The sequence below is a fragment of the Moorena sp. SIO4G3 genome (assembly GCF_010692305.1).
Classification (GTDB): domain Bacteria; phylum Cyanobacteriota; class Cyanobacteriia; order Cyanobacteriales; family Coleofasciculaceae; genus Moorena; species Moorena producens_A.
In genome coordinates, this window is sequence record NZ_JAAHIG010000013.1 from 36,710 (window position 1) to 47,833 (window position 11,124).

Sequence of the window (11,124 nt, forward strand, 5' to 3'; positions counted from 1 at the left end):
GGGACGGTCTTATTCGTCTTATCGGCTAAGCCGACGCTACGCGAACGGGTTTCCCGCGCGCGTCCCCGACGCCTCAAAAAGCTGCGCTAGAATTGGTCTTACTCAGCGTCCACAGGCAGACATCCGCCTTCTATCGATGTATAGTTTGACGACAGACTCACCTTGGAATTACAGCATCTATGGCTAACCAGCCGGGGCAAGTCTCTTCCCGGAGACGAAACCTTAGTAGAGGGTCGCCTTTATGGTTGGTCGGCTATGAATAAAAGGGTTAAAACTGTCTGATTAAGGCGACCCTCTACTTACGGTAACTTCAAACCCTGAGCTCTGAAGCGTACTTTTACACCTTTAAGGTAGCCTTTTAGTCAGTCAGGCGGGTCATCGACCAAGTTTATTATATCACGAATCGTTGTAGGTTATCGTCTCGCTATCCATGCCCACCTTTAAAGAAGGTGGGGAATTCCGCGAGTTTTGTTAAACCTTCAACCAAACAACCTTCAACCTTGGCCTATTGGCCACGCAATCGCGTTCAACCTGCAACCAAACAACCTTCAACCTTCAACCTTGGCCTATTGGCCACGCAATCGCGTTCAACCTTCAACCAAACAACCTTCAACCTTGGCCTATTGGCCACGCAATCGCGTTCAACCTTCAACCAAACAACCTTGGCCTATTGGCCACGCAATCGCGTTCAACCTTCAACCAAACAACCAAACAACCAAACAACCAAACAACCATCTCGTCAGATTGAAAACGTGATAGCTCCCACACTGACCTTTCAGTTTCAGTGTGGGCAACAAGCGCCAAAGTAACTCGCTGAGTTAATTGGTCCGATGGCTACCATTGTCTGCCAGCGTACTCTTATCCAGAATCCTAACTCTTCCGCCCAAGAATTTGTAAAAGCTTTATCTCAAAAAATTCCCAATCAAAAATATGCCCAAGACTTTCAACGGCGTTTCCTGTCATCGGGTCAGTTATAAGTACTACTTTATAAGTACTATTTATAAGTACTAGTTGAGAAGTAATAATTAGTAATACTTCAGCCATCAATTGAGCAAGCAATTAGTAATTTGGGATTACTAATTAGTTTCTGAATTCAGCATATTCATCGCCATTTATAAACTAACTTTCATCCGATTCATAGATTTAGCTAATATACCAATTTCGTCCTCTGAATCATGGTCAAATTCTCCACCAATATTGCCAGTACTCACTTCCTTAGCTAATTGAGCCATCTGCTTAAGAGGTTTGGTCACCGATACCTTAATGAAACGATTAATCAACAAAATCGCTACTAGGAAAAAACCAGTAATAATCCCAATCACCAATACCTGTAACTGCTTAGCCGAATTAAAGATTTTAAACCCTGGAACTGATACAATTTTGGCACCAACAATTTCATCGAGCTTCCAACCAAAACCATGCTCATCACCGTAGGTAGCAATTTGGCTAGCAGGGGCGGCTTCAGGAGTACTATGGCATCGTAAACAGCTTTTTTCAGAAATGGCGAGAGGACGGGCAACATAAAAAATTTTTCCACTAGGAAGGGAGCGAAAACCGTTTTTTTATGTTAGCTCTGGCTGCTGTCGAAAACTCTCCACAATTTGGGTCTCGAAACTATCAGCCTTATCTCTGAGATTAGTTGGATTAAGGGTCGCTTCTTTGTCGCTTCTTTATAGAATAAATCACCATATTGATCACGTTTACGTAAATTATAAAAAACTTACCGAGCTGAATAAGTAGGTACTGTTTGAGGTAAAAATTGCTCTTCATTTTCTAGTCGATCAGCTAATTCTGGATTCACTTGATTATTGGTATACTCCCGAACCGAACTCATGGTTTCGATCAGAATTAGGGCTTGGTCAGTGACCACTTTTTCCCCATAGCCTTCTAAAACTTGAGACAAAACCAACCCACCAGTAAGTACAAGTCCTATAAAAATGGATAGCAATAGTAAGTTTAGTTTGATTCCTAAATTAAGTTTTTTTTAACATTAGCCATCTACCATAGTATCATTAGTGCCACAGCTGTTTTATTTCTTAAGGTAATTAATTATGTTTTACCGCCGTCTATTCTTGTTGAATCTTATATTAATTTTGACAGCTTGTAACTCACCCGATACGCCTAGGCTCGGGAAATTAAGTATTGGGATGGTGAGTTACGGGGAAAGCGATCGCATCATAGAGCGATACTCAAAGCTAATCGAATATCTTGGTGCTCGACTTAAGATGATTATAGAATTAGAACCGATTTACAACGCGAGCGCAGAGCACTAACTTTGATTAAGCAGAGCAAGTTGTCTATCATTTTTGCTCCTCCTGGTTTAGCAGCCATGGCCATTGCTGAGGCACAGTACATACCACTGCTACCTCTTGAAGGAGTGAAAAAGTCACGCTCAGTGATCGTAGTAAAACTCGAAAGCCCCATCCAAGACTTGAGTGGACTAGCCGGTGAAGTCATTGCTTTAGGTCAACCCGGTTCTGCCACAGGATATTATCTGCCAATCTACAATCTCTACGGTCTGACCCTAGCAGAAGTGCGTTTTGCCCCCACACCAAAACAAGTCTTACAGTGGATTGCCTCTGAGGAGGTTGTCGCTGGAGCTTTGTCTTTAGAAGAGTTGGAACGTTACCGCAACGACTTCAGTCAGACTAGGTTCCGGATTTTATATATAGATTCTCATAAAATTCCCAGTGGTTCTATCCTGATCGGACCAACAGTCGAGAGAAATCTACAACAGGAGATCCACAAGGCACTAGAATCTGCCTCTAGCAGCATGGCAGCATCAGTAGGATACATCCCCAATGCTAAAGCACCTGATTATGATTACTTAATTGAGGTGGTTCAGAAGGTTAGACCGATTGCCGAACGGATTCAAGAAAAACCATTCCCTTTATACAGCCTTCCATTTGAGTTGTAAAACTTCCAAACAAGGTGAGAGACCGGCAGTAGCATAAGAGAATTGAATAGATCACCATTGGAAATTTTTAACAAATAATTTAGGATTGGTACATAAGCGGTTGCAAATGTCAAGGGTTGCTAGGTAATCGCCTTTGCATACTTAGCAAGTTGGCCGTTCTTTAAAGACCACTAATCCCCAGGATTACCTCTTCTTATTTTTAGTAAAGGTAATTGGGATCAGAATTTGCTCAATAACAGTAATGGCGGTAACTAAATAACTTATTAACATCAGAGCAATCCTTATCGAATAAGGATTACAGTCGCTAGATTGACACGATTTCGTCAACTAGTTTTTTTTTGAATAAAGAATTTAAAGAGGGATTTACAATATCGGTATTTTTTTTAAAATTCGCTTATAGTTTATATTTTTTCCTGAACCATTAGCGAGCCATCTGTATCAGTAATTAGAGGAACATTGATACGGATATCGGTTATGCGAATTTACACTCCTATTGCTTTACTTACTGTTTTAACCATCTGGTTTGGGGTTAATTTACCGATGATTGCCCATGGCTCAAATTCACCACTAAACTATAGTAATGATTGTCCCAGTGTAGTAAAGCAAACAGGACAAATTTTTTCTTATGGGAGAAAAGAAAACCACAAATTTGTCTCATCACCAGTAATTCCAACTACCCTGATCGCCCATCGTGGTAGCGGACGTCTGTCTCTTGTGTGAGAGTCAACTGACTGGATTCAGTGTGAGGGCATATCTGGCTGCATTTCAATCCCACTGTTGGGTACGAGTAGCGGGCTACAGTGGGAAAGTGCTAATTCAATATAGTGTACTTGTAGTTGGCTTATTATTTTATATAATATATTGGAAAAGACATGATTAGGGTGCCTCTTAATTCGTCAATTTTCTGCCAAGCAACCTCAGCTCGCTTTCTTCGATGACAGTGAGATTGTTCTAGTGTGGAAAAATGAAACTAAATAAGCTTGATAACCAACGGAAGTAGATGTGATTGCCCCTAAGATGATCAACCAATCCGATCTGATCAAAACCCTAAGCCCCAGTGCAATGGATCAGATCATGCTATACCTGGCTTTCAGCGCCCTGCGGACGAGTGGACACCGACATGGGGCGTTTTTAGATGCAGCAGCAACCGCTGCCAAATGTGCCATTTACATGACCTATCTGGAGCAAGATGGCAATATCCGCATGACTGGGCATTTGCATCACATTGAGCCAAAGCGGGTAAAGGTCATTGTTGAGGAAGTTCGACAAGCGTTAACAGAAGGGAAACTGCTCAAGATGTTGGGGTCTCAGGAACCTCGCTATCTGATTCAGTTTCCCTATGTCTGGATGGAACACTATCCCTGGCAACCAGGGCAATCTCGTATCAATGGCACCAGCCTTGACCTGGAAGAAAAGCGCAATCTTGAGATCAAGCTGCCAGATCACCTGCCGGATGCCCAGATCATCAATTCCTTACAATTCTTTGAATTAATAGAATTTCTCCACCGGAGATCCCAAGAAGACTTACCACCAAAGCGACGTCTGCCCTTGAGTGAAGCTCTAGCTGAACACATCAAGCGTCGCTTAACCTATTCAGGAACTGTCACCAGAATCGATCACACCGGTGGCTTACCCTACTACGCTCTAACCAGTTCATATTACTCACCAGTAGATGACAAAGCCCGCACCTACACCATGATTGACGAAACAGCGCGATACTTCCGGTTAATGAGAAACTGGGCAGAGCGTCAGCCGCAAGTCATGCGAGGGTTGGAGGAACTAGATATCCCGCCAGAGAAAATCAATCAGGCCATGGAAGAGTTAGATGAAATTATCCGCCAGTGGGCAGATAGGTATCACCGTGATGATGGTGAACCAATGGTTCTACAGATGGTCTTTGGACCACTATCTGAATAAAGTATGAAGTATGAATTATGAATTATGAATTATGAAGTGGGAAGTGGGAAGTGGGAAGTGGGAAGTGGGAAGTGAGAAGTCTAACGCTATCTTAATTTATTGGTTGCTTAGCAACTTGTATGTTTTCATCCTTTATCCTTTATCCTTCAAAATTAACACTTCATCCTTCATCCTTCAAAATTAACACTTCATACTTCATGCTTCATGCTTCATGCTTCATACCTGGCTGATCCACTGCCATGCTAGAGCTAGCAGCACAACAGCGATCGCACCAATCATCGTATTAATAATATTCACGACTTCATTGGTCAGCCATTCCAATTTCGATTGTAGTGTCGCACCAATCACACTCTCCAGATTGGTGGCGATAAAGGCAGCAATAACACAAAAAAATACTCCTGTCAAGTTAACCAAACCAACGCCCCAACCCACAAATGCGATCGCAGCTGATGCAATTACTCCAGCTAGGGTTCCCTCCAGACTTACAGCTCCTTCTGTTCCCCGAGCTACTGGCTGTAAAGTAGTAATCAGGAAAGTCCGTTTGCCGTAAGCCTTACCCACCTCACTGGCAGTGGTATCGGACAGCTTAGTAGCAAAACTAGCGACATAACCTAGTAACAATAACTGCTGATAAGGAGCATCAAGTAGTAGTGTACCCAAGGCACAAATCGCTCCAGTCAGTGCTGAACCCCAAACATTCTCTGGTCCCCTAGCACCGGAACGCTTTTCCGCAATTCCTGCCGCTTCCTTTTGCGCCATGCCAATGCGGGTGACACCAGACCCTACCAAAAAGTAAAATCCGACTACTGTGTAACCCGGCCAGTTCAGAGTACCCCAAATCAGTACCCCTAATATCCAAGCGTGGACGATCCCAGCAGGGGTGAGTAACTTTTTGGGAGCAATCCATACCATGGCGAGGAAAACTGTGTTTACTCCAACAGCAACTAGCCAAGGATTTAAAGAAAGACTATCATAAAGCATAGCAAAATAGTTATATAGGTAATTGGTAATTGATAATTGCTCTATCAATTATCAAATTTGTGAGGTACATTACTGGGTGTTAGGGAGTAGGGAGTAGCAATTTATGGATTCTGTTAGGTAGGTAGTGCTAAACAAACATGTGTACCTCATCATTATGAGAATTGATAGAAGTGGTAATTGGTAATTGGTAAGTGGTAATTGGTAATTGTGATTGTTTCTGACCCATTACCCCACTACTCATTGCCTATTCCCCATTCCCCATTATCCAAAAAACCAATCACAAAGCACACTACTGATGCAACCGGATACCAGATTACGTCAGATTATCCTTAAATAAAGGGCTCTATCGAACTGGCTATGTAAAACTTTTAAAAAATAATTAGTCTAATCCTTATGGGGTAAGAGTTTTAGTTTTTGATAGAATGATTTTTTATAAATAGACTTCCCAATCAGATTTAGTGGTAAATAAGCGCGTTTTTATGCATACTAGGTTCGGTAGAGCCAAATAAAGTTGAATTTATTTAAAACCTTGGCCAAAAGGCCATGCGTTCGCTGAAAGCGGGACTCTCGGCAGAGCCGTTCGCGTAGCGGAGGCCGTAGGCCACGCTACGCGAACGTCCATGGCGTTCAACCTACCCTAAAAGAGATTCCTGGGCAAAAAAACCCTTCAACAGTCAAAACCTTCAACAGTCAAAACCTTCAACCTTAAACCTTCAAAACCTTCAAAACCTTAAACCTTCAACCTTGGCCAAAAGGCCACGCAATCGCGTTCAACCTTCAAAGCAAAACTTATGAAACCAGTCCTATTTCATCTCGCATTTCCCGTTACCGACATTGAGCAAACTAAAGTTTACTACGGTGATGGACTTGGCTGCGAAATCGGTAGAGAATCTCGCCATGCGGTAATTCTAAATTTATACGGTCATCAACTCGTGGCTCACCTAACCAAAGAAACCCTGACACCTCAGCGGGGTATTTATCCTCGACATTTCGGATTAGTTTTTACATCCCTGGCTGATTGGGAAGCCTTACTGTCGAATGCTCAACAAAAACAATTACCCTTCTACGAGCAACCCAAGACCCGCTTTCCTGGTCAACTGACAGAGCATCGCACCTTCTTCCTCCAAGATCCATTTTATAACTTAATGGAGTTTAAGTTCTACTCTGATAGTTCAGCAATTTTTGGTGGACGTGAGTTGGCAGAAATTGGCGATCGCATTTAAGCCAAATCCTTTTCAGCAATTTTAAAACGGGAAACACACCCAAGAAGGCTTGATCAACACGAAGGTTGAGAAACATAGAAAAACCCCTTACTGAGTAAGGGGTTTTTTCGGCTCAGCTCACTGGAACTACTGATATAGCACTACGCATTAAAGTTAGGACATTGATACAAGCTGAAAACCTTGTGTAGTAAACTTTTGCCTCTTGCCTATTGCCTCTTGCCTGGCGCGTAGCGCTATACCAATTCCGCTGTTTTGGGGTGCTAGTTCTGATGTTCAATCAGCTCAAGTTATGACCCTGTGGAGTATAGCTTAAATAAGGTTGGGGTTGAAGCCAGCCTCGGGTGGCTGGTCAATGACCATTGCATCCCTTAATTCAGAGCCATTCAAGTGCCAAAAAGCAATAGTATTACTGTTGTTCCAGACGATATCATATTTGCCGTCATTATCTACGTCTGCAACACCCTGAATACTCCATCCAGTTGAGCTTAGTATTCCTAAGGGCTCACCATCCCGTGTGATGATGTCACCTTTGACTAGTTTCTTATCAGACATCTGCCATGTGGCAATCTGTCCAGTCTCCGAGTGGTACCACAGAATCTGCTCTTGGCCATCGTCGGTGAAGTCCGCCACACCTTCGATTTGCCATCCAGTTGATGATGGAGCTAGTACAGGCTCATCGTCTCGTGTGACCACTGCAGCATCGACTAGTTCGTTGCCATCTATCTGCCATATGCCTACCTGTCCAGTATTCTGGTTGCGCCAGAGAATCTGATGTTGATCCCCACCACTGAAGTTCCCCGAACCCTCGATTTGCCATCCAGTGTCTTCGGTTATCAGTAAAGGCTGACCATCCCGTTCAATGATCCCCTGATTTACCAGCTTGTCAGCATCTATTGTCAAGATAGCAAGCTCTCCAGTATCTGGCTTGTAGGCGAGAATATCATCTTTGAGATCACCGTTAAAGTCAGCAAACTCTGTGAGTTCCCATTCCAAGGGGTTGACCTCACCGGCATCAAGCACCATCTCCTTGATCTCTTCACCTTGCCCTTGCCAGTATTGAATCGCTCCGGTTACTTTGTTAAGCCAGAATACATCATCCATTTCACCGTCGCCATCAAAGTCTCCAGTACCTTGGATTTCCAAATTGAGATCCGTTTGCGCAGGAAGGCTAACTGTATTTACCTGGTGAGTATCATCTATCTTCCACAGGATATTATTTCCTGTCAGTGGATTACGCCAGACAAACCTGGTACTTTTGTCAGGAACTGACGAGATGTCATCAGCAATGGTAATCTGAGCAAAGGTTTTGCCAACTAAGTTATAATCTTCGCTGGTGTTTAAGACCAGGTTAACAGTTTCATCACCTTCATCGATTCGGGAGTCGATTTCTGGAGTAATTTTCAGCTCAACGGAGGACTCACCAGCGGCAATAGTGACTGACCCATTGAGGGTTTCACTGTAGTCATCTGCGGTAGCAGTGCTACCAAAGGTCATGTAACTGACAGTGAGTTCTTCACTCGTGTCTCCAGAACGAGTGATGGTGATGCTGCCTGGGTCTTGGTCTTTTTCCGCTGCCTCAAGGTCACTAGCAGTGATCGTGACAATGGGGATGTCATTATCAAAAATACTGGCAGTGACTAATCCAACATCCCCCAGGGGATAGTTCACACTGTCCTCGGATTTGGTAATCTCGTGGCTGATGGTACTTTCGTGATCCCCTTCAACCTCTTGATCATCCAGCCCTCGCACTGTGATAGTTTGAAGTTTTGCCTCATTGAAGGTAAGCACTTGCTCTGAAGCAAAGGTAGTTCCATCTAAACTGATTTCAGTTTGATCATCAGCTTTGATAGTAATTTCTACTTCACCGGTGGGAGTCTTAGTTAACGCAACAGTGTAGATACCAGTACCACCCTCAAATAGTATCGGGCTCTCACTGATAATAATCTCTGGGGTTGTGGTAACACTCTCATTATCAGTGATGGTAATCTCTGTAGATGGGATATTGAGAGTATCAGGATATTTGACCTCATCCCCGGTGTTGGTAATGGTATAACTGATCGTGGTATTATGGTCACCTTCGAGGAAATTGTCATCCACCGCCATTACCGTAATGGTTTTGGGGGTGAGATCGCTCAGGCTCACCATCACTTCGTTCTCGAAGCTCTGCCCATCGAGACTGATTTCACTGTCCTCATCCGCCATAATCTTGATTTCTACTGCTCCGGCTGGAACAGTGTCAAGAGCAATGGTATAAGTGCCAGGCTCTCCCCCTTCCGTGAGACCAGAAATCTCGGTGATCAGAACTTGACCAGCACCATCTGCATCATTATCAGTAATCTGGATCTCGGTGGATGGGATCTCGAGAGTCAATGGATATGTCTCGGAATCCTCAGTGTTGGTAATCTCGTAGCTGATAGTGCTGCTGTGGTCACCTTCCGGTACCTCGTCATCCACTGCCTTGACCTTAATGGTTTGTTGGCTGGTATTGGTGAGACTGACCATCAGTTCAGTCTCGAAGGTCTCCCCATCGAGACTGATTTCACTGTCATCATCGGCAGTAATCTTGATCTCTACTGCCCCGGCTGGAACAGTGTCGAGATTAATGGTAAACTCTGCAACCTCTCCCTCTTCCACAGGAGCGGAAATCTCGCTAATCTCAACTTTACCAGGGGTGACTGGGTCATTATCAGTAATGGTGATCTCGGTGGATTCGATATTGAGAGTCAAGGGATATTTCTCGGAATCCCCAGTGCTGGTAATCTCGTAGCTGATGGTGCTGGTCTGCTCACCTTCCGGTACATCGTCATCCACTGCCTTGACCTTAATGGTTTGCTGGCTAGTATTGGTGAGACTGACCACCAGTTGGTTTGAGAAGCTCTCTCCATCGAGACTGATTTCACTGTTGTCATCAGCTTTGATAGTAATCTCTACTGCCCCAGCTGGAACAGTGTCAAGATTAATAGTAAACTCCCCAACTTCTCCCTCTTCCACAGGAGCGGAAATCTCGCTAATCTCGACCAGACCAGCAGCATCTGCGTCATTATCAGTAATGGTGATCTCGGTGGATGGGATCTCGAGATCCAATGGATATGTCTCGGAATCCTCGGTGTTAGTAATCTCGTAGCTGATAGTGCTGCTGTGGTCACCTTCCGGTACCTCGTCATCCACTGCCTTGACCTTAATGGTTTGTTGGCTGGTATTGCTGAGGCTGACGATCAAATCCGTGTCAAAGGTTTCCCCATCAAGACTGATTTCACTGTCTTCATCAGCTTTGATAGTGATCTCTACTGCCCCAGCTGGAACAGTGTCGAGATTAATGGTAAACTCTGCAAGCTCTCCCTCTTCCACAGGAGCGGAAATCTCGCTAATCTCAACTTTACCAGGAACAACTGGGTCATTATCAGTAATGGTGATCTCGGTGGATGGGATCTCGAGAGTCAAGGGATATTTCTCCGAATCCCCGGTGTTGGTAATCTCGTAGCTGATGGTGCTGGTGTGCTCACCTTCCGGTACCTCATCATCCACTGCCTTGACCTTAATGGTTTTGGAGCTGAGATCACTCAAGCTCACCATCAGTTCAGTCTCGAAGGTCTCCCCATCAAGACTGATTTCACTGTCATCATCGGCAGTAATCTTGATCTCTACTGCCCCGGCTGGAACAGTGTCGAGATTAATGGTAAACTCCCCAACTTCTCCCTCTTGAAGAGGTTCTGAAATCTCGCTAATCTCAACTTTACCAGGGGTGACTGGGTCATTATCAGTAATGGTGATCTCGGTGGATTCGATATTGAGAGTCAAGGGATATTTCTCGGAATCCCCAGTGCTGGTAATCTCGTAGCTGATGGTGCTGGTCTGCTCACCTTCCGGTACATCGTCATCCACTGCCTTGACCTTAATGGTTTGCTGGCTAGTATTGGTGAGACTGACCACCAGTTGGTTTGAGAAGCTCTCTCCATCGAGACTGATTTCACTGTTGTCATCAGCTTTGATAGTAATCTCTACTGCCCCAGCTGGAACAGTGTCAAGATTAATAGTAAACTCCCCAACTTCTCCCTCTTCCACAGGAGCGGAAATCTCGCTAATCTC

General features: G+C 44.2%; 11 protein-coding genes and 1 pseudogene. 7 read left to right on the top strand and 5 right to left on the bottom strand.

Annotation, left to right across the window (positions count from 1 at the left end; genetic code table 11):
• Positions 1 to 449: 449 nt before the first annotated feature.
• Both F6J99_RS04305 and F6J99_RS04310 read left to right on the top strand, forming a co-directional pair.
• Positions 450 to 809: a hypothetical protein gene (locus tag F6J99_RS04305; RefSeq protein ID WP_293111855.1), complete on the top strand. Its 360-nt coding sequence runs from the start codon at positions 450 to 452 to the stop codon at positions 807 to 809.
• Positions 810 to 830: 21 nt separating this feature from the next.
• Positions 831 to 977 (top strand): hypothetical protein, encoded by a 147-nt coding sequence (locus F6J99_RS04310; RefSeq protein ID WP_293111856.1) that lies wholly within the window; start codon positions 831 to 833, stop codon positions 975 to 977.
• A gap of 135 nt (positions 978 to 1,112) precedes the next feature.
• On the opposite strand, the gene F6J99_RS04315 is transcribed toward F6J99_RS04310, so the two are convergent.
• The 3 genes and pseudogenes from F6J99_RS04315 to F6J99_RS04325 all read right to left on the bottom strand — a co-directional run bounded on the left by F6J99_RS04315 (position 1,113) and on the right by F6J99_RS04325 (position 1,903).
• A complete protein-coding gene (locus F6J99_RS04315; protein ID WP_293111865.1) occupies positions 1,113 to 1,322 on the bottom strand; it encodes a HAMP domain-containing protein in 210 nt (69 codons plus the stop codon).
• A 102-nt stretch (positions 1,323 to 1,424) separates the two neighbouring features.
• Positions 1,425 to 1,601: pseudogene (locus F6J99_RS04320) on the bottom strand (DUF3365 domain-containing protein); the annotation flags it as partial.
• Between the two features lie 119 nt (positions 1,602 to 1,720).
• Positions 1,721 to 1,903 carry a hypothetical protein gene (locus F6J99_RS04325; RefSeq protein ID WP_293111857.1) on the bottom strand — a complete coding sequence of 61 codons (183 nt, stop codon included), beginning with the start codon at positions 1,901 to 1,903 and terminating at the stop codon, positions 1,721 to 1,723.
• Between the two features lie 148 nt (positions 1,904 to 2,051).
• Between F6J99_RS04325 and F6J99_RS04330 the strand changes: the two genes are divergently transcribed.
• The 4 genes from F6J99_RS04330 to hetR all read left to right on the top strand — a co-directional run bounded on the left by F6J99_RS04330 (position 2,052) and on the right by hetR (position 4,834).
• Positions 2,052 to 2,273 carry a hypothetical protein gene (locus F6J99_RS04330; RefSeq protein ID WP_293111858.1) on the top strand — a complete coding sequence of 74 codons (222 nt, stop codon included), beginning with the start codon at positions 2,052 to 2,054 and terminating at the stop codon, positions 2,271 to 2,273.
• Between the two features lie 20 nt (positions 2,274 to 2,293).
• Complete coding sequence (locus tag F6J99_RS04335) at positions 2,294 to 2,917, top strand: PhnD/SsuA/transferrin family substrate-binding protein (protein WP_293111859.1); 624 nt, start codon at positions 2,294 to 2,296, stop codon at positions 2,915 to 2,917.
• A gap of 474 nt (positions 2,918 to 3,391) precedes the next feature.
• A complete protein-coding gene (locus F6J99_RS04340) occupies positions 3,392 to 3,637 on the top strand; it encodes a hypothetical protein (RefSeq protein ID WP_070393434.1) in 246 nt (81 codons plus the stop codon).
• 297 nt (positions 3,638 to 3,934) lie between these two features.
• Positions 3,935 to 4,834, top strand: coding sequence for a heterocyst differentiation master regulator HetR (gene hetR / locus F6J99_RS04345; protein WP_070393435.1), 900 nt, complete (start codon positions 3,935 to 3,937; stop codon positions 4,832 to 4,834).
• 216 nt (positions 4,835 to 5,050) lie between these two features.
• Here the strand turns inward: hetR and F6J99_RS04350 are convergent, their stop codons facing one another.
• Positions 5,051 to 5,815 (bottom strand): TIGR00297 family protein, encoded by a 765-nt coding sequence (locus tag F6J99_RS04350; RefSeq protein ID WP_293052596.1) that lies wholly within the window; start codon positions 5,813 to 5,815, stop codon positions 5,051 to 5,053.
• A 791-nt stretch (positions 5,816 to 6,606) separates the two neighbouring features.
• On the opposite strand from F6J99_RS04350, the gene F6J99_RS04355 reads away from it, so the two are divergent.
• Positions 6,607 to 7,038, top strand: a complete 432-nt coding sequence (locus F6J99_RS04355) for a VOC family protein (RefSeq protein WP_293111860.1) — start codon at positions 6,607 to 6,609, stop codon at positions 7,036 to 7,038.
• Positions 7,039 to 7,347: 309 nt separating this feature from the next.
• Here the strand turns inward: F6J99_RS04355 and F6J99_RS04360 are convergent.
• The coding region (locus tag F6J99_RS04360; RefSeq protein ID WP_293111861.1) for a Calx-beta domain-containing protein at positions 7,348 to 11,124 on the bottom strand (3,777 nt) is incomplete at its 5' end.

What these genes read in the sequence shown, in the direction of transcription:
- F6J99_RS04310 (WP_293111856.1), top strand. Translation starts at nt 831, where the DNA reads ATGGCTACCATTGTCTGCCAGCGTACTCTTATCCAGAATCCTAACTCT.
- F6J99_RS04330 (WP_293111858.1), top strand. Translation starts at nt 2,052, where the DNA reads ATGTTTTACCGCCGTCTATTCTTGTTGAATCTTATATTAATTTTGACA.
- F6J99_RS04340 (WP_070393434.1), top strand. Translation starts at nt 3,392, where the DNA reads ATGCGAATTTACACTCCTATTGCTTTACTTACTGTTTTAACCATCTGG.
- hetR (WP_070393435.1), top strand. Translation starts at nt 3,935, where the DNA reads ATGATCAACCAATCCGATCTGATCAAAACCCTAAGCCCCAGTGCAATG.
- F6J99_RS04350 (WP_293052596.1), bottom strand. Translation starts at nt 5,815, where the DNA reads ATGCTTTATGATAGTCTTTCTTTAAATCCTTGGCTAGTTGCTGTTGGA.
- F6J99_RS04355 (WP_293111860.1), top strand. Translation starts at nt 6,607, where the DNA reads ATGAAACCAGTCCTATTTCATCTCGCATTTCCCGTTACCGACATTGAG.